Raw genomic sequence first — 20,518 nt, 5'->3', positions numbered from 1 at the left:
TTATTTTGTAATAGTATAAAAATATCTAATAATTAATATTACTTTAGAATTAGTCTAAAAAATTCTTGCTATTTGATTTATATCTCTATACCATAATGTTCGAGGGTATTTATATGATTTTAAAGATAAACAAAGAAAAAGCACATTGCTTAACTGTTCCTGAAATTGAAGAAAGACTTAAAAAATCAGGAGTAGCTGCGACAGCACAAAGAATTGCAATTTGTAAATTTGTTCTTTGTGAAGCTGACCATCCAACAGCAGAAGATATTAAAAACTGGACCGATGCTAACTTTCCAAAATTAAGTAGAGCAACTGTGTATAATACTCTTGATGTTCTTGTTCAGGCAGGCATGTTAAAAGAACTTAAATTGCCACATACAGGCAAAGTTGTTTATGATACGAATGTAGGTGATCACTACCATTTTCTTGATAGTGCTTCTGGAAAACTCTTTGATATTTCAAACGAAGAGTGTAAAGTTATTCTAAACTTACCTAAAGATATTTATATCGAGGAGGTAGATGTATTTCTTCGTGGGAAGGTTTCTTCTGTTTAAATCCTAATATTTTAGTTCTAGATTCACACTTTCATTTAAATTACTTAAATTCTTTAAAACTTACTTTAGAAAAAGCAATTAAAAAAAATGTAGTAACAGGAATAGTTGCTGGTGTTTGGAATGAAGATACCTTAGAAAATCTTTCTTTTTCAATGGACCCTAATTTAAATTCTATTTTATGTTTTTTATCCAAAGAAATGGATATAAAAAATTCTTTTGATTTAAATAAGTTTTCTTGTTTTTTGAGTCATGGACTTCATCCTATGTATGTTCATGAAAAGTGGATATTAGAAAATGGGAAACTAAATAATGAAAAAATATCCAATGATTTATCTGAATTTAATCAAATATTATTAAATAATAAAAATAAAATATGGGCCATAGGCGAAACAGGATTTGATTTATCAAATGATATTTTAAAACATAAAAACTGTAATTCATTAACGAAACAGAATTTAATAGAAATTCAAAATATTGCTTTTGAAAATTGTATTCAAGCGGCTATAAATTATAAATTACCAGTAATCTTGCATTTGAGAGCACCTTGGAATTTGTGTATTCAAAAAATTAAATGGGCAAAAAACCAAGGTGTAAATAATATGATGATCCATTGTTATAGTGGTCCCGCAGAAGAGTTAAAAATATTATCAAAACTCTCCATTTATTGTTCCTTTGGTGCTGTTCCCACTTGGCAAAAAGCAACTAAAAATAGAGATGCTTTTTTAAAGTGTGATCCTTTATTCAGAATGTTGGAAACAGATTCTCCTGATTTGCCGCCTGAAATTCCTGGGGTAGGTAAATTAACAGAAAATGAACCTGCAAACTTAATAGAAATCAGTAAAATATTAGCTGCTCATTTAAATAAAACGGATATAGAGTTAATAAAATCATCTAATGAAAATGCATTTAGATTTTTAGGAATTTTTTGAAGATAATTCTTCCCATTTTTCATAGCTCAAATCTAATTCTTTTTGCTTTTCGGCAATTTCTTTAGTTAATTCGTTGGTATTTGATAAATTTTTTCCAGAAGCATATAATTCATCTAATTTTGCCGTTAAATTTGGAATAATTTCTTCTAGTTTTGAAATTTTTGTTTCTAAATTTTCAAGTTCTTTTTGTTCTTTAAAGCTTAATTTTACTTTTTTTGTTGCTTTATTTGATTCGTTTTCTATTTCATTCGAATTTTTAATTTGTTCCTTTTTAGGAATTTCATTTTCTTTAAATTTTTCCATCTCGTTTAATGCTTGATCGAGATCGGGTAGCATAAGCCATTGTCCAACTCTAGCGTTATTTGTTTGTTTCTCGCCAATATATGTTAATAGTCCTGTAGCAACTCTTTGAACAAAATAGCGATCATGGCTTGTAAATAGCACTCCACCCTGAAAATCAGATAAATTTCTTTCTAATACCTGCAATGTAGGAATATCTAAATCATTCGTAGGTTCATCTAATATAAGTAAGTTGCCTTGCTCTAGCATGAGTTTTGCAATTAATAAACGAGCTTGTTCTCCTCCGGAAAGTTCCGAAACTTTTCTATTTGCATCAAATTTATAAAATAGAAAGCGATCTAGATAGCTCATAATATGAATATATTTACCTCCAAAATGAACATATTCCCCTTCAGGAGCAATGCTTGTTCTAACGGTAGCATTATAATCTAATTTTTGTCTTTGTTGATCAAAATGAGAAATTTGAACTAAATCATGATATTTAATTTCACCTTTAAAGGGTTGTTCTGAGTTGGCAATCATTTTCATTAATGTTGATTTTCCACAACCGTTAGGTCCTAATAATGCAATTCTCATTTTAGGTTTCACAATTAAATTTAAATTTTCAAAAATATAATGAGATTCTTTATCTTGTGCTGCTGGGTGTTTGATTGTTACTTTTGCTAAGTGAATAAGTTCTTGTTCACCTAAATTTCGCAACACAGGCATAATGGTATCTTCGTTATTTCTTTGTTCATCAGTCATTTGTGCATTAAAACTGATTTCAGCATTTTTAATAAGTGAGGCTTTTTGCTCTTTTGCACTTAAGTTTTTATCTAGGGCGAGGGCTCTGTCAATTCTGGATTTTTGTTTAGTTGTTCTTGCTTTTGCCCCTGTTCTTAACCACGCAAGTTCTCTTCTCATTAAATTTGCCATTTTGGATCTTGTTTTTTCTTCTACTAAATTGGCTTCTAATTTTGCTTGGCTATAGGCTTCGTAGTTTCCTTCATATTGTTTTGCTTCTCCTGCTTCAATTTCTAATATTTTATTTACTAAAGTATCAAGTAAAGCACGATCGTGTGATATTATGGCAAAAGCAATTGGTTCACTAGTTTCATTTTTATTTTTAAATCCAAATAAACTAGCTCCCTGTTCAACCACTTCTAATAATAATTCTTCTAGCCAATCTACAGTCTGAACATCTAAATGATTTGTAGGCTCATCTAATAATATCAATTGAGGATTTTTTAAAAGAGCGGTAATAATTTGGACTCTTTTTTGCTGTCCACCAGATAAGTTAACAAATTTATTTTGAGAAATTTCAGATAATTTTCCAGCTTTAATTGCACTTTGAATGATGTTTTCTGTGCCAGCTCCAGAAATATGAATTAATTTATCTTGTAAAATAGAGAGTTTTTCATTCCATTTTTCATCTAAAGCAATATTCGGGTTTTTCTCTGCAAGATGCGAATGATCATGAATTTCATCTTCAAGGAGTTTTATTTGTAAATCGGTATCATATTCACTTGGTAGAGATTCTCTTAAAATTTCTTCCACTGTTTTTTCAGCATCAAATTGATACTTTTGAGTTAATATAGCGATACGAAGTCCATTGCGAATTGAGATAGAACCAGAATCCGTATTTTGAGTTCCTTCAATCAATCGAAATAAGGTAGACTTTCCTGCACCATTTGGCCCAACAATACCCCATCTTTCCCCAGGATGAATCGTAAAGGAAAGGTTTTCAAATAATTTGGTTGAACCGTAACTAGTTGAAATATTATGGGTATTTAAATAAGGGGCGCTTGACATAAAAAACTCCAAAAATAGGCATAAAATGCTTTACAAAAGATATCCTGAACAAAAAACCAAAAAGAGAGCAACTTGATATCTCTTAGTAGGGAAATTTTTATCTTATGTTGGTTTCAATGAATAGGGAAATTTTTACTGAAGAGCTTTTATATTTGTAACGATAAGCCTTATGGAGGGTATTTTAATGCCTCTTGAGCAAAAAAGTTCAAATATTTGGTTAACGGAGCATTTATCGGCTGGTGAAACGTACCAATATCTCATTTCTAAAATTATCACCCAGCAGACAAGTGATTATCAAGATATTTGTATTGTTGAGTTGGAAAATAAAAGTAAAGCTCTTATTTTAAATAATAAATTACAGCCTACTACTTTTGATGAGCATATGTATTTTGAGCCTTTTGTGCATATTCCTTTTATTCATTTTAAAGAACCTGAATCTATTTTAATTCTTGGCGCAGGTGAAGGAGCTATTGCTCGTGAAGTTTTAAAGTGGAAATCGGTTAAAAAAATTAATATTGTTGAAAGAGATAAATTAATAGTGGATTCTTGCTCAAAATATTTACCAGAAATAAATAAAGGTTCTTTTAAAAATAGTAAAGTTAAAATATTTTATAAGGATGTAAATTCATTTATTAGCCAAGATGACAATAAATACGATGTTATTTTTTATAATTTACAAGATCCATTATTAGAAGAAAAGAATAAAATTAATTTTAATAAAAAACTTTTATTAGATTGTAAATCTCTGTTAAATAAAAATGGACTAATGTGTTTACAAATGGGTGATTCCCCAATTAAGAAAAATGAACTATTTATTGAAAAAATAAAATTAATGAAATCTATTTTTCGTTCAACTAAAATCTATTCTTCTTGGATTCCTTCCATATGTAAAAATTTATCATTTGTTTTAATGAACAAAGATAAATTAATTGAGAGTATGCCATTCAATGATGTTGATATGATATTGCAAAGACAATTATTAGATGAACTTATTTTTGTAAATGCTAAAACATTTATTGGATTAATGAATCCACCAAAATACATTCAAGAGTATGATGAAGTGGGCTGATTTAAAATTATGAAGCCTTTTGATATTTAATCATTTTTGCTTGATCTGCTTCTTGTAAAGATTTTAATTTAAATACATATCTATATAATAATGAAAATTTAAAACGCATGACAAGTTTAAATAATATTTTAGAGATTTTCTTTTTAGTGAATAGATGGATATCACTTTCATTTGTATAATAATTAAAACCATATTTATGTGCAATAAATTCCATTGTTTTTCTGGAAAAAAATCCAATATGTTGCCCATGTTCAAGTGCAAAATAATGCCATTCATTTGGCTTTGGTTTATGTTCTGGTAATAATTCCGTACTTATTAATATATTATTAGATAAATTAAATAACTTTTCTAATTCTTTAATGGGATCTTCTAAATGTTCCATTACTTCAAATGCTGTAATTAGACCATAATTTTTAATGTTATTTTCTTCTGCTGAAAATGTTTTTGCAAATAAATTTTTTGCATATTTATCTTGCCAAAAGAAATTTAAACCTAAATTTCTCATTTTTCTTACAAATAAACCATAACCACCAGCGTAATCTAAAAATTGTTTTTCTTGTTTGAAAAATAGGCGAATTATTGCGTATGTAATCACTGAGAGTCTTGCGTTTCGATTTACAAGCCCTATATCGGAATCTGTAATGGCTTCGCTATATGAAATTTCTAGCCAATTGGGCTTATCTATAAATAAGTATTCACAATTATGGCATAAATAATAATGAGCTTTAAATTTTTGTGGCATAATATTTTCAGTGGTAAAAAAAGAAGCATTTTCAAAACAGATCTTACATTTCATTTAGAACTCTTTTTAATAAAATTGGATTAAAGTTTTTTTATTATGATTTTCAATATTTATGACTAATCATATTTTCTTAAATGGTAATCTTATATTTAGACTGCCATATTAATTATTTATTAATATTTCCATATTTCAGAAATATAATCAAGTTTAAAAATAGAAGGACAATTTTTGAAAATAGATGATTAAGAGCTTTTTAAATTTTGATAATATAATGTACATAAGCATTTTTTGGACGGGTTTCGCTATCACCTTCAGCTGAAGTTGATCCGCTAATAGTTTGGGCTGAAATAGATGAGCTGATACTAAAAGAATAGTTTGGAAGACTTATTGAACCACTATGTCTATGGCTTCCACTATAATGTGTCTCATTTGTACTGCTAACATCAAGACCTGTTCCTCCATCTACCATGAATCTTCCATTAGCACGAGCAGCTCCTGCATAGCTATGACTATGACTGCCATTTTCAGATGTTGTAAAATAAACTGTAGAATTTGAAGGATAGGATGTACCACTATAACTAAAGTAACTACTTGAATTTTTTAATCCACCAGAATTATGACTATGTGTTTTAAATGAATCAAGTTGTATTGATCCAACTTTATTACCTGTATTGCCACCTAATTTCATTGCTTGTCTATTTGAAGCAGAGGTATCAACCTCATTATTTTTGCTATGAGAAACACCTCTTAAAAATAAACCTCTATAGTCAGGAATATTAAATGTTGAGCTACCATCACCAATACCATGAGAAGTTTTTAATACTTCAAATAATTCTAAATATGTTTGTCGATTTACAGCACTTCCATCGCAAAGTAACCAACCTTTTGGTACTTTTTCGCCTGCAAAAGCAACAACAGTTCCTGGTGGAACTCTTGGAATGTTTTTTAAATTTTCAATTTCTTCTGAAAGTTGTCTAATATAATCCTGCATAGATAATATATTTTCAACATTTATAATATTAGGATTAGCCATTGCTTCGTGAAATGGAATTAAAGAAACAGAAGAAACGCTTATAAAATAAGCGATGAATTTGATCATACTACTCTCTCTAAAAGATAAAAATTTATATTACCTAGTCATAATTTCTAAATTGATGATTAGATAATTTTAAAGTTATAGTATTAATTAAAAATTGTAAATAAATAAATAATGTTTTTTTAATTGACAGATTTTCATAAAAACAATAAATAATTATAATTCTGCTACTTTATAATAATTAAAGTAGCAATGCTTTTCATTTAATACGAAAGAATGCCTGTGAAAAAAAAATTATATCAAGTGCTCACTTTGAGTGGTGCTTTAATAATGTGCAATTTTCTAAATGCAAACGATTTAAATCAAACCAGAAAAAAAAGAAGTGTTGTAATGCAATACTGGCAATCTTTTTCTGAATTATCAATGAATAATAGCAGCCTTTGTGTAGTAACTAGGGATGAGTCAGATCTAGAATGTTATTCATTATATGAAGATGGTTCAAGATTATTGACACGTCGCAAAAAAATAGATGGAAAATATACATCTGTTTCTTTAGGGAAAGATCATTATTGCGCAATTGGTAAAGAAGATAAATCAATTTATTGTTGGGGTGAAAATAACTATGGTCAGCTTGGCAATGGGAATCCAATTTCTAAAGTACCTGTTTTAACTCCAAATAAAGTGAAATCAAGTCAGTCTTTTCTTAAAATTGCTTCGGGTTCTAAAAATACTTATGCAATAAACGATCAAGGTTATTTATATGGTTGGGGTGATAATTCTAAAGGACAACTTGGATTATTGGTTTCGCCAGTAATAGAACCTACACAAATTTTTATTTCGGGTACAACAGCATCGCAAATCAATTCAAAATTCATTGCTGTATCTGCAGGAGATAATTACGTTTGTGCAATTTCAAATGTAGGTAATGAAAATGGAATTAAATTTGGTAATTTATATTGTGCCGGCGATAATTCATTTGGTCAAATTGGTATTGCAGATGCCTCTCCCTTTATTAATGGTCTAAGACAAGCAGGAAGCAAGCATTATATATCTATCTCAGCCGGTAAATCACATGCTTGCGCAATTACTAAGGATAAAAAAGTAGAATGTTGGGGAAATAACAATTTTGGACAAATTGGTGTTAATCCTTCTTTAAATCCCTATTTTTCTTCTCCACAATTAATAAATAGTTCAAATCCAGAATTGAAATTTAATACTAATCTTGGTTTTACCAAAGTAACTGCAATGGAATCGTCAACTTGCGTGATTGATCAATACTTGAGGATTTTTTGTTTTGGTGACAATACATTTGGACAAGTAGGAGGTGATCCTAAAGTTGGTACTTTAGAAATTTCATCTTTATTTGGCGAAAAAAGATATATTCAATTTGAACCGAAAATCCCATTTCCAAGTTGGAATTTTCAATTTAAATCGGTAGTTGGAAATGCACGAACAACTTGTGCAATTAGTAATGGGAGAGAGAATCCTTTTGAATGTTGGGGTTTTCTTGATAAAAATAGATACGAAACTATTAGCATTGGAAATTCCGCAAAATGTGGATTAAGTTTAATTGGTAATAAATTATTATGTGAAAGTAAAAATACTGAAGCTTATTCTTATCCAACTTATTGGAGCTCTCCAGTTAATACTCCTTTTGCAAGTTTTGATTCCTTTAAGCAAGTAAGTGTCGGTTTATATCGAGCGTGTGCTGTGCATGCCACTTATACTCGTAATTTATACTGTTGGTTTGATAATAGATTGTTAGAACAACATGAAGCATATAGACTTCATCCAACTGATATTCATAATATGAATTTTGAAATAAAGAAAGTAATCGTAGGAACAAAGCATATTTGTGTCATTCGTAAAAATGAAGATAGCATGTACTGCACAGGGGAAAATTCTTTTGGGCAATTAGGGAATGGCAATACGAATAATGTAGATATATTGGGTAGATTTAATTTTGTAAAAGTAGAGCTTCCAAATGTCAAATTTATAGATCTTGCATTGAGTTTTAATTCTACATGTGGTGTTACTTCAACAAATGATGTTTATTGTTTTGGCAGTAATCAATATGGGGAATTAGGAACATCAAAATTAAGAAATAATTTATTTAAGACAACTCCACAAAATATTCCAAATATAAAATTAAAAAATATTTATGCTGGCTTAAATCATTTTTGTGGATTTGATGCAAATCCAGAATTAAAAGATAATGATAATAAATTAGTTTGCTGGGGTGATAATTCTTTTGGACAAATAACTAAAACAAATCGAAATAAAAAACCAGTCACTATAAATAATTCATCATCTTATGTTTCAGTAGCTTTAGGTAATAATACAACTTGTGCTTTAAATAATTTAAATAAAACTTTTTGTTTTGGTAGTAATGAAAATAAAATTATAACGAATGATACTAATACTTTTTCTGTTTCAATTCCTACAGCTGTCCAAACAGATAAATTATTTAAATCTATTGCAGTAGGAGATAATGAAGCGTGTGGTATTTTAAAAAGTGACAGCACCTTAACTTGTTGGGGTAAAACAAAATAATCCATACAAAAATATAATTAAAGTAATACTTATAGACAAGGATGTCTTATGAAATTTAATAAAGTAAATGGATTTATTATAGCATTTTTCTTGTTACCATTAGTTTCCTGTAATAATAAATCTGATAATTCGATTTTTAATGAATATGATGTACACCGTTTTAATTTAATTAGCAATTATTCAGCAAATACTTTGTTTAATAAAGAAACTAGTTCGGAAATTAGTCCAAAAGATTATGCAGACCGTCAAAATAACTGTTCGTTTGAAAATCCAGAAATTCAAAATCAAGTTAAAGGAATAATAGAAGCATATAGTAATAAAAATTTGCTAGATCATTCAAATACAAATTCTATTCCAGCGCTTACAATATTAACAAAAACAAGAAATTTAACATCGTCAAATGCAATATATGGTTATAATTTATTTTCTTGTTATTATCCAGAGCTTTATTTAGCAAATGCTTTAATCATGAATGTATTGCAAAAAGTTCATTTTTCTCCTTTTAACCAAGAATCATTAATGGGATTAGATAATAAAGATGATCCAAGTGAAAACCACGAATGGAATACGAATGAAGCAGTTAAAAATAGTAGGTTTTCTAAACTGAATGGAATGATTCGTTCGGCATTAATTGCAGAAAAAATAGCAGTTTTAGATGAAAAGAGGGAAACAAAACAGCATCGTATGTACTCTATGTTGAATGGTAAAAAAGTATTTTTATTTGGGTTTCAAAAAGCAGATAAAAAAAATAACTATTATCGACATATCAATTCCTTCGCTAATGCTCTTGCGGCAATTGGTTACTATGAAAGGGCAATGTATCGTTGGAACGGCGTTTTTACTGCTGAAGAATTAAATATGATTTCAAATTTGCCAAATGACAGTTTGCAAGAGAGTTTTAATGAGTCTGTGGATATATTAAATGGCAAATACAATCAAAATAAAAATGAAAAAATGTTATCTGTTAAAAATATTATTGCTAATGATTTGATAATGGCATCAGAAAAAGCAAGAATATCATTAAATAATGAATATTGTAATTATTCCCACTCGAATCCTGCGCATATTCCAGCCCATGAGTTAAATCTTTGTTCTGAAATGAAAAAAATTCAGGAACGTGCATTAAGTATTGATTTAAAGAGGTTGATCTGTACGACTGGAAATAAAATAAGTGAAGAAAACTTAAAAACACCAGACGATGTGATTTCAAATGCTCATTGGGAAGCTGCATCTTGTGATCAATTGATAGCTGCAAATCCAAAATTTAAAAATTTAAATATTAATTCAAATGGAAAATCTTACTATGAAATAATTCCATCGTATTTAAATCCATTAAAATTGAACGAAAATATTATAAAAATTCAAGAAAGATTAAATGAAATAAAAGAAAAAGTAACGGCATTTTCTATATTACAAACTCAAGAGTTTCAAAATAAAAAAACTGAATTTGAAGATAATATTCTTTCTTTAGAAGAAAATTTACAGGTGTCCATAAAAGCACAGAATAAAGCGGCGGAAGAACTTGCATATTATACATTCCAGAAAGATGCATCCTATTCTATGTTTGAATCCGTTAAAATTGATATTGACGAAAATTTAATAGAACAGAAAAATCAATTTAAAATATATTTAAATAATATTGTTTCAATTGATAAATTTCAATCTTTAAAAAATATATTAATTAGATATAAATCTAATAAAGAAACTTTAATAAATCAATATAAACAAGAATTATGTGGTAATAGTAATTTAGATTCATGTGATCAGTCAGGTACATTGGGATCAATAGCGACACTTTCTCGTGAAAAGAAATTAGCTAGCATTCAAAATTGGAAAAATAGCTGTTCTCGAATGGTAAGGCAACGAAATGAAATTGCAAATACGATTGGAAGGAATGGATGCGATATTTCTAAGCTGACAAATGGCATTTCTGCTTCAAATGACGCGAAAACAAATAATGCAATTGTAATTAGAAACTTGCAAAGTAACCCTGAATATAATACTAATGTATGTCAAATTGCCGCTCTATCTGAAGTCATGGCAAACTCTGGTAATAGTCAGCTTAGTGAGCTTATTTCACTTAATGTAGTTGATTCACCGGAATCATTAAACAAGGCATTAGATAAATTAAATCAATTAAGACATGATTACACAACAACTTCTTCAAGTCATTCTGATTCAACATCCAATTCAACATCCACTACAACATCCAATTCAACATCCACTTCAACATCCAATTCAACATCCATTTCAACATCCAATTCAACGTCCACTTCAAAATCATCAGGTATGCCAAGTTTTGATTCTATTTTGAAATCAGATTATAGCTTTTTAAGTGCAATTACAGAGGCGCATACATATAAAATTTATTTAGAGCAAGAGCTTTTTGTTAATTCACAAAATGTACGATTATTATCTAATCCTGAAAATTATTGCAGCGAATTATATAAAAGTTCTCAACAAATGAATTCCTCCTCTCGTCCTAAAATTACTTCTATTCTAGATGCTCAAATTTCAAAAGATCAAAATGATTTACAAATTTTGCAAATTAAACATTCATTAAATCAAAATAGTATTGAATTTGATGAGGAAATATTAGAAAAAGAAACTTATTTAAATATTCAAATAAATTCTATAAAGCAAACGAATAAAAATCTTGAAAATGTTCTTGGTTTATCAAAATTTGTTGCAAGTAGTTTAAATAGTAATCCAAAGACTTTCGCAACAGAAATTGATTTTGATACTTTTTATGGCACGCAAATTGCAAATATAAATTATATTCCATTAAAGAATGCTCACCTCAAGAAAAATGCACAGGAAAGTCAATTTAAAGCTTCAGAAAAAAATATTTCTATTGCTCAAGAAAATTTTGAAATAGCTAAAAAACAAACTTTAAATTTACAATCTGCAATTCAAAGAGCCAAAACAAGGGCAAATATACATAATACAGAATTCTTTTTGTTTACTTCTATTTCTCCAAAGACGACAAGTTTTTCAAATGACATTTGGCAAATTGAATATGTAAGAAATTTAGCAAGACAAATTGTAAATATAGCGGCTGTTCGAATTTTAAATATGGATCCTTTACTTCGCAATATAAGTGATCAAAATAATAATTTTAGTAATATTGTGCAAAATATTTCTGATGTAAAATATTCTTGCAGTTATTTAGCATCATTTGATGATGCAAATATATGTTTAAGTAAGATTAAAAAACTTGAAAATTTAACATCACTTAAAAATGAAGCAAATACCGGAACACTTGATAAATCATTTACATTACAAATTTTTTCGTCTGATTTACGAGTTAATAAAGGAGAAAGAGTTTATTCAGAAGAACAATTGGATGATGATGCTTTACTAGCTAAATTAAATGAAACTGGGATCATGGATATCAACTTAAATGAAGAAAATTTTAAAGTAAAATATCCTCCATATACAGAAGTTTTTGATGAAAATTTTTATAAAGCCAGAATTGTTGGTATTATTACAAATATTTATACGAATGGACCAATGATAAGTAGGTTTAAAAACTCTCCTTTTGGGAAATCTGATAATGTTGCTTATTTATTGCGCGATGGACTTTATGATGAAAGTTCAAAAGGAGTTTGTCCTCAAAATTATTCTGAATACTCAGAAAAAATATATAATAATTATAAAAAGGAAGTTTATTTAAATGGAGATTTAACAAAAAATGTAATTCCTGAATATAAGCGTTATGGAAATCAATATCCGTTTATGTTTTCAAAATTTTCTGTTCAGCAATTAATGTGTGATAGAAATGACATTATTCGTTCATTATCTGTAATTTCTCCTTCTTCATCTATTAAGTATATTGATTCAGAAAATAATATAAGGCCTATTACTATATTTGCCTCTACTTCTAATGATTTTACTTTGAAAGATCGTAAAATTAGGACAATGCAATGGTTTGAAAAATTAAAAGCTGGTTATCGAAGTGCAAGACCTTCTGAGGCTGAAAACTATTGGCAGTCATTGACTGGATTTATGGGTGATAACGAATTTTATAATATAAATGTTGAAGATTTTTCAAAGGAAGTAGTTAACTGCTTAAATGTAAATGATTTGAATTCGTATAGTTGCGCCAATGCAAAAGAAGCTGTTTACCAATCATTTTCCGGACAGCCACTATTAGGTGAATATAAATTTATTTATGCAAGGCACTCTTTAGATAATCATTATAATAAAATTTTAAAGTTAGATAATCCTACTAGTCAGACTCAAAAAGTAGTTGGAGTTGAATTTAAATTCATTATTTCAAGATAATATTTCATTATAGAGGGTATTAATCAATCCCCTCTTTTTTCTATATTAAAGGTAATACTTTATGGTAAATTGGTTTATCTTAAAAAAAAATTTGTATCGATCAATACTGCTTTTTCCAGTCCTAATAACAATATTTTATGTTTCACAAATATTTGCAGGGAGTTTTTCTAGCCCAACCTTGTCAAGCCCAACAGCTCCAGGTAAGTTTGGTGCTAGAGAATTAGATTGGTCTGCTTCAGATAATGGTGATTTAAATTATAATATTCCAATCCAAACGCCTAAATTAAGACAACTTGATATTGGTTTATCTGTAAATTACTCACCAGAAAATTCATATAGTGAAGCAGGTGCGTTTTGGGGTTTCAACTTACCAAAGGTGATTCTTGATACAAAACGCGGAAATACAAAATATATTTCTAAAAATAACTGCCAAAATTCGTTAGCAAATAATCTTTATGTAAACGGATTGAGGATGATTCCAATAGGTAATGGATCTTGGGCGAGTACTCTAAACTCTTCACGTGATTTGTTACGTTGCGACGGAAATGGTTTTGTTTATCATAAATCAAACGGTGAAATATTTCATTTTGGATCAAGCCAGGACTCTCAGGTTGCTGATTCAACGGGAAATGCGCTCGAATGGTACTTAACAAAACATTCTACTTTTCAAGGCTCACAAGAAATCCTTTATCATTATGAACGTCCTGTTATAAACTCAGCATCTATAGGAATTCAATCTGTAAAATTAACTCAGAATACTCCTGATGATTTTAATTTAATATCAAAACCATTATTAAAGACAATTACGGCTGATGATATTTTAGTGCAAATTTCATATGAAAATAATGAATTTTATAACACCCATTTTAATGGTGGATTTCCTCAACTTATTGCTGGAAGAGTTAATCAAATTATTATTCAAAAGAGTAATACAAAAATCCGAAGTTATAAATTTGAATATGAACTGAATACAAATACACCATTTCCACGATTGCGTTCTGTTCAAGAGTTTGGTTCCGATGGAGTTACTGCATTTCCAAAGACAATTTTTAGCTATCGTGTAGAAAATTTTTCATTTAATAATAATATGAATAATGTTAACAAATATGTTGATTATTCTTTTTTGCCTCTTGGCTATGACAAATCCAGATTTGCAGATGTTTTCGGGACAGGAAAATCTCAAATTATAACTCAAGATTTTTCGAATTCACTATTAGTTCAATCATATGAGCCAGAATCAATTTTTCCAAAGGATGGGAGTCCTGGAAAGTTAAAGCTTCTTTCGAAAAAAAAATTAATTGGCAATCAAATGAACATCAAATTACAAAATAGTACTTTTGTTGATTTTCTTGCAACAGGAGCTATGGATATTTTTTATGTAAATGATGGAAACAATTCGGCACCGTGGATCATTTTAAATGATAGAAAAATTAATGCAGAAGGAAATATAGTGCTTGATCGGATAGTAAATATTTCTTTTAATGATCATCATTTTTCTGCATGTGCTGGTGTAAAAAGTAATTATAAGTTTGGAAATTTTTCTGGTTCAGGGCGGACTGATATTTTTTGTATTAAAAATGGGGAATTAAAGTTCTTATTTAATAAAGGAATTAAAGAACTCAATTTAGTTGGATCAAAAAAGTTTGAATTGGATGCAGAACGTTTTTCAGTAAAATTAACAGACCGTTTAATTAATGCAGATCATATAGAGGTTGTTGATTGGAATGCAGATGGACTTCCCGATATTTTACAACTATATAATGGAAGAATGCATTTATTTGTAAATAATGGCCGTCTTGCCAATGGAGAACGTACAGGAAAGTTTTTTGAAAAAATTGAACTAGGCAACTTTGGTGATCAATTATTAAGATATAAATTAAAAGATTTTGCAATTGGAGATTTTACTGGAACGGGTTTACCGAGTATTAATTATGGTTGGCAGAAATTCCTGATTAATAATGGTTTAGGAAAACCCCTTACCCAAGTATTATTTGATAGAAATTCATTATTTAAGCCTGCTTATACTGCTGTTACTCAATTAACTGGCGATGGTAAACATCAAATTGTAGCCGATTCTCCTGGCTATGGAAATACGATTATGGAATTTCCAGTTCGTTCTTTTCCAAATCATTTACATTCAATTACGACTTCTGATGGTCGCTATTTAAGTTTTAATTATACATCTTCTGTATTGGAAAATAATGAAGCAATTCAATATGACAATGACGAAGAAATTAAAGGAATTGAAAGAAATGTTCCTTTAATGCCAGTTGTGATTCCATTATTAAAACAAGTTGGCTTATCCGATGGATTTAATCCAACGAGAATGTGGCGTTATTCTTACCGGGTACCAAATTTTGATAGAACCTATAAAAAGTTTCTTGGCTTTTCTTTAGTAAGGAAGCAAACAGTTGGTGACAATACGCAGTCTGGTACTTTAACAGAAAAAAGGTTTTTATCTGGATATCGAATTTCTGAATCAGAAAAAATGGGAAGAATAGAAGATATTCGTCTATCGACAGAAAAATCTATTTTTTCTCAAGGAGAAACTTCGCAATGTTTAAATCCTGCCGTTACGGCAATTGCAAATCAGTGGTGTAACGATCTTTCTGGTTATAACTATTATAGTCGTTCTGGTGCGGCTCTAAATAATATTTCATTTGCAACGGGAAGTTTAAACACACAAGAAAATTATACTTCTATTCAGAGTTCCTTGTCGCTTAAATTTTTAAATTTAAATAATCTTCCTGGAAATGGAGTTCTTGACACAAATAAATTTGAAATTGCCCAAATACTTGAAAATAGAAAATCTATAACGACAAGTGGTGACAAGTTTCTAAATTATTCAAATATTTCTAAGACAGAATCTTACCATTATGACGAACAAGGTCGGCTCATTACAAAAATTCAAAATAACTCCCCAGTTTTAAATGGGGATAATTTAGTTACTTCTTATACTTATTTTTGTCCCTTAAGTCATCAAGTTAATCAAAAAATATATTGTGATAATATAGAAATGGTTCAAACTTCTTCGTCTCTTGGTAGTGTGAAGACAACCATACAAAAATTTATTTATAACAACTTAACAGGACTTCCTATTGAGGAATGGTCATCAAATCAAAATGGAGAACTCGTATTACAAGCGTCAGCAAGTTATGATGCTTACGGTAGAATTAAAAGTTTAATTAATGCTACTGGAATAAAATCGTCATTTGAGTGGGAAGAAACTAATGTAAATTTAAAATCCATAGTTGATCAAGATAATATTAAAACCTTAGCAAGTTATAATGAATTTGGGCAAATTTCACAAATCGAAAATACTAGGGGTAGTATCTCTCAATTTACCTATGATGTTTTTGGTAGAGTTTTAATGATAGCTAAGAATCTTGGTGGAAATGCGCCTCTTGATATTTCAAATGTTCCAAAAAGTACTTGGGAAATATTTATTAACTGGTTGAAAAGCGTTTTTGATCTTTCAAAATCAAATTCTGAAAATTCAGATAATTTTAACACAAGTTTTAAAAATATAACAAATAATAATATTATTCCTTTCGAAAAATATGAGTATTTTTTTCCTAAAATTGAATTAGCAAACGGGAAAACCTTAGACGAAGAAATTAATGTTTGGAATAAATTTGATGCAACATTAGTATTAAATCCTCGCCCTGAAATATATAATGAAACTAGTATTGGTAAAATTCAAAATGTAAAAATGATTCCGGGAAGCGTTACTGTATTTAAAAGAAACCAAGAAAAAGAAAACTTGACTTTAGTTTCTAAAATTTGGCTTTCGGGTTCAGATGAAGTTTTATTTAGTGCAAGCCGTATCGATAACAATCGTTTTACAATTTCAAATAAATCGACGATTAATTCTTTAGGAAAATCATATAAAGAATATTTAAATTCAGAAATGAGTTTAGATGATGTCGTTAAAAATAATCTACCCGATTCTTCTTCATTTAAAATAAAAAGCGTGAGTTCATTTTATGCTGATGGGTCTATTGCTTCGCATGAATTTGATACGAATGTTATTCAACGCTTTTTAAAGGGAGTTGACTTTGAAGAAAGTATTTCACCTGAAGGTAGAAGAACTAAAAATATTTATAATCAAATTGGACAAATTTCTACTAAATATATTGGCCTCGATTCAAATGGCAATTCTTCACAAGATACTCTACAAACAAATTTAGAATATGATGCTTTAGGGAGATTAATCAAAGTAACTAATAATGATAACTTAATTGCATGGCAAAGTTATGCATCAAATAATTTAGTTGAAAAACAAAGCAATAATGCATTGGGGAATTCCAGGTTTTATTATGATAATTTTGGACGCCTGATTCAAACTGCTTTGTGTCCATTAGGCAGTGATATTGAAAATTGCAATATGTTAGATTCTTCTATTTTATATAAGTCTTATGCCTATAATGCAAAAGGGAAATTAGAAAAAGAAGAGCATATTCGTTTTAATCGTGAAAATAAAACCCACGCAAAAGAAACAATCTTTTTTACTTATGGAAGTTTGGAAAAAAATAATAGATTTCAAGATATTGCTTTGCCAATTAACGTTTCGGTTTCTTCCTTAAATGACTTAGGCTCAAGTCAAAGCATTCGCAAATATGCTTATAATAAAGAAGGTCTTGCTGCATCAGAAGATCTTGAATTATTTTTAAATAAAAAGAGTCTAGGTGTTTATCAATTAGAACGTATTACGGATCTTTCTGGAAATTTAGTACAATTGCGTTCTCGTGGCGGTTTTCAAAGAGAGGTTTTAAATAAACTAAAAGATAATTATTTTACAGGTTATTCTGCAAAATATGAAGATGGAACATCATTAATCAATAGTGTTAGTTTTTTGCATAATGGTATTGCTCAATCTGTGCCGTTACAAAAAGTAAATTATGATGCGCAAGGTTATACTAAAAAAATTGATTTAGAAAATAATTTACAACTTCAATCCTGTTGGCATAAGCGCAAAGAAGTTCCATTGGCATTTTGGGCAGGGAATAAAAATCTAGCGCCATCAGAATTATGTGAAGAATCTGAAAATAATGTAAATAGTTTAGCTCACACACGTTGGACTTATGATAATGACTTATTTCCCATTTCAACTCGTGATTTAAGCGGAAATAAAGTTTTAGATGTCTCTTTATCTGTGAACTCTCTGTTTACTTATGATAGCCAAGGTCGTCTTTCTTCAACCCGTGGAATGGGAGATGAAAATCAATCTTGGGGAAATATATTTTATCATTATTCAGTTGGCGGAAAAATAAATAAAGTTGTTCGTTCTGGTAATTTTATAAAAGACCGAATATCTAAAAATGCAAATTCATTAATTGATTCTTATTCTTATTCAACAACAGGTCAAATAGGGGTTTTACAAAAAGTAAACTCTACAGATGGAAATGAATTTGCAGATTTAACTTTTGCAAATGATGAAATTGGTTTTAGAAAATTTGGAGTTGCTCCCACTCTCGCGGTTTTTCATTCTGAAAATTCAAAAAGAAATACTCAAGACAATTCATACCGTATTCATTCTGCATCTTCATGGAAAGATCAAAGTGAAATTCCAATGCAAAAATATGTTTGGAATGGGCGTGGGCAACTTGCAGGGGTATTTGCTGGTGTATTAAATAATAAAAATGAATTAGAAACAAACGAGCTTTTAAATTTTAGAATGTCCGATGAAAATGGGGGGCAGCTTGCTGAATTTGATGGTGTTACTTATCAAAAATTATTAAATGATGGCAGACAACCACAACATAATTCAGAAAAGAAAAATGATTTAACAATACAAAAACTTCCTCGCTCAGTAGCTTTTGCTCAAGGCATTACATTTGAACGAGATGAAATTCATTTTAATATTGGAATAGGCTCTTTTGCAAATTTAAGATTAATTACACGTTATCCAACTTTAAATGCAAAAGATGCTGTTTCATTATCTTCTGCTCAAATGCAATCGCGAAAAGAACTTGTGATAAAAGATCATGTGGGCTCCGTTTCACAAGTTATAGACATTGATTCTCATAAAATAGTAGAACGAAATGCGAGTGAACCTTTTGGATTATCGCGCGGAATTCCATTATTATCAAACTCAATTTTAGCAAGTTACAAAGAAGTTGGAAATCGCCAAGATGTTTCTTTATACACTAATCCTCAAAGTAACATGCGTGATAACTGGGAAGGAAAATCATTTGAAATTCTAGGAAGCTCAAACTCAAATGAACTTCAAGGTATGCGTGGTACGGAAGTTTTTGCAAAAGGAAAGTTTTCAGCATCTATTGGTTTAAGTAACATGGGAGTAAGAACACTCGATTCAGCCCGTGGTGTATGGCTTTCTCCTGATTTATATATGGGAAGAAATTTAGAAGGAATTGTTGATAATCCTTTAGAAGCAAACTTATTTCAATATGCAAATAATAATCCTATTACAAACAATGATCCTACTGGTATGGCAAGCTGGAATGATACGAAAAGTAAAATTAATGATGCTTGTAATGGTAAAGTGAGTGGTGGTAATAGCGGTCACGATATGACGAAAAGCCCAGGTAATGGGGGGAAGAATGATCATAGCAATAATTCACGACCTGATATAGCAGGTGGTGGTGGTAGAAGTCCTTCTGGAGGAAATGGAGGTAGTTCTGCTGGAAGTGCAACGGTTGGTATTACTGCGTCTTTTAATTCATTTGATATGTTACGATGCGGCATTCCACTTGCATTAGGTGCTGGATTAATCGCTGCTAGCGTAGCTTCTCAAACTGCTGCATTAGCAGCCACTGTCCCCTCAGGCGGCACATCTATAATTGCTACCTCATCAGTATCAAGTAAAATGGCTTTCGATGGCGGTATCATGGCCCTCGTTGGTTTGAAATGTATTTCGGATATTTTGATGAATGCGAGTTCGGGGAGTGGGGGTAGTGCTCCAAATAATTCTAATCCATTAGTTGAGGCAGCAAATCAACCTGATCGCAACGGTTTGACAAAAGCAGGGAGAGCGTTGCAAAAGCATTCTAGCAGAAATCCGTCAGCTTTTGATGCCCCTAAAGGAAAACTTACACCAGAAGCATATAATGCAGAGGGAAGCAAAATCGTATCTGATATTGTAAATAATCCTAAAACTATCAATCATACGTCTCAAAATAATACTGGCAGATATGGATCAGCCGTTCGTGATTTTATTGCCCCAGATGGAAGAGGTGCAAGATACAATTCTCAAGGAGGATTTGTAGGATTTTTGGAACCATAAAATAGGAATAA

General features: G+C 29.9%; 9 protein-coding genes. 6 read left to right on the top strand and 3 right to left on the bottom strand.

Annotated elements, in window-relative coordinates; all coding sequences use genetic code 11:
- Positions 1 to 113: 113 nt before the first annotated feature.
- Positions 114 to 554 (top strand): Fur family transcriptional regulator, encoded by a 441-nt coding sequence (locus GCL60_RS04435; RefSeq protein WP_153418678.1) that lies wholly within the window; start codon positions 114 to 116, stop codon positions 552 to 554.
- Positions 524 to 1,483, top strand: a complete 960-nt coding sequence (locus tag GCL60_RS04430; protein ID WP_153418677.1) for a TatD family hydrolase — start codon at positions 524 to 526, stop codon at positions 1,481 to 1,483. The genes GCL60_RS04435 and GCL60_RS04430 overlap by 31 nt, the downstream gene beginning before the upstream one ends.
- On the opposite strand, the gene GCL60_RS04425 is transcribed toward GCL60_RS04430, so the two are convergent.
- Entirely contained in the window at positions 1,469 to 3,574 is a 2,106-nt protein-coding gene (locus tag GCL60_RS04425) for an ABC-F family ATP-binding cassette domain-containing protein (RefSeq protein ID WP_153418676.1), read from the bottom strand. The two genes, GCL60_RS04430 and GCL60_RS04425, sit on opposite strands and share 15 nt — an antisense overlap.
- A gap of 184 nt (positions 3,575 to 3,758) precedes the next feature.
- Here GCL60_RS04425 and GCL60_RS04420 point away from each other — a divergent pair, with 184 nt between their 5' ends.
- A complete protein-coding gene (locus tag GCL60_RS04420) occupies positions 3,759 to 4,643 on the top strand; it encodes a spermine/spermidine synthase domain-containing protein (protein ID WP_161998080.1) in 885 nt (294 codons plus the stop codon).
- A gap of 7 nt (positions 4,644 to 4,650) precedes the next feature.
- Here the strand turns inward: GCL60_RS04420 and GCL60_RS04415 are convergent, their stop codons facing one another.
- Both GCL60_RS04415 and GCL60_RS04410 read right to left on the bottom strand, forming a co-directional pair.
- A complete protein-coding gene (locus GCL60_RS04415) occupies positions 4,651 to 5,439 on the bottom strand; it encodes a class I SAM-dependent methyltransferase (protein WP_153418674.1) in 789 nt (262 codons plus the stop codon).
- Positions 5,440 to 5,638: 199 nt separating this feature from the next.
- Complete coding sequence (locus GCL60_RS04410; protein ID WP_153418673.1) at positions 5,639 to 6,484, bottom strand: phage tail protein; 846 nt, start codon at positions 6,482 to 6,484, stop codon at positions 5,639 to 5,641.
- Positions 6,485 to 6,751: 267 nt separating this feature from the next.
- On the opposite strand from GCL60_RS04410, the gene GCL60_RS04405 reads away from it, so the two are divergent.
- The 3 genes from GCL60_RS04405 to GCL60_RS04395 all read left to right on the top strand — a co-directional run bounded on the left by GCL60_RS04405 (position 6,752) and on the right by GCL60_RS04395 (position 20,507).
- Complete coding sequence (locus tag GCL60_RS04405; protein ID WP_161998079.1) at positions 6,752 to 8,974, top strand: RCC1 domain-containing protein; 2,223 nt, start codon at positions 6,752 to 6,754, stop codon at positions 8,972 to 8,974.
- Between the two features lie 48 nt (positions 8,975 to 9,022).
- Positions 9,023 to 13,261: a hypothetical protein gene (locus GCL60_RS04400; protein WP_153418671.1), complete on the top strand. Its 4,239-nt coding sequence runs from the start codon at positions 9,023 to 9,025 to the stop codon at positions 13,259 to 13,261.
- A 61-nt stretch (positions 13,262 to 13,322) separates the two neighbouring features.
- Complete coding sequence (locus GCL60_RS04395; RefSeq protein ID WP_153418670.1) at positions 13,323 to 20,507, top strand: hypothetical protein; 7,185 nt, start codon at positions 13,323 to 13,325, stop codon at positions 20,505 to 20,507.
- Positions 20,508 to 20,518: the final 11 nt, after the last annotated feature.

The organism is Silvanigrella paludirubra (genome assembly GCF_009208775.1).
Lineage (GTDB): Bacteria > Bdellovibrionota_B > Oligoflexia > Silvanigrellales > Silvanigrellaceae > Silvanigrella > Silvanigrella paludirubra.
Note: the sequence above shows the minus strand (reverse complement) of the source record. Positions and strands in the feature narration are given on the sequence as shown.

Excerpts from the sequence above, each read along its gene's own strand:
- GCL60_RS04435 (WP_153418678.1), top strand. The coding sequence starts at position 114 with ATGATTTTAAAGATAAACAAAGAAAAAGCACATTGCTTAACTGTTCCT.
- GCL60_RS04425 (WP_153418676.1), bottom strand. The coding sequence starts at position 3,574 with ATGTCAAGCGCCCCTTATTTAAATACCCATAATATTTCAACTAGTTAC.
- GCL60_RS04420 (WP_161998080.1), top strand. The coding sequence starts at position 3,759 with ATGCCTCTTGAGCAAAAAAGTTCAAATATTTGGTTAACGGAGCATTTA.
- GCL60_RS04415 (WP_153418674.1), bottom strand. The coding sequence starts at position 5,439 with ATGAAATGTAAGATCTGTTTTGAAAATGCTTCTTTTTTTACCACTGAA.
- GCL60_RS04410 (WP_153418673.1), bottom strand. The coding sequence starts at position 6,484 with ATGATCAAATTCATCGCTTATTTTATAAGCGTTTCTTCTGTTTCTTTA.
- GCL60_RS04405 (WP_161998079.1), top strand. The coding sequence starts at position 6,752 with ATGTGCAATTTTCTAAATGCAAACGATTTAAATCAAACCAGAAAAAAA.
- GCL60_RS04400 (WP_153418671.1), top strand. The coding sequence starts at position 9,023 with ATGAAATTTAATAAAGTAAATGGATTTATTATAGCATTTTTCTTGTTA.
- GCL60_RS04395 (WP_153418670.1), top strand. The coding sequence starts at position 13,323 with ATGGTAAATTGGTTTATCTTAAAAAAAAATTTGTATCGATCAATACTG.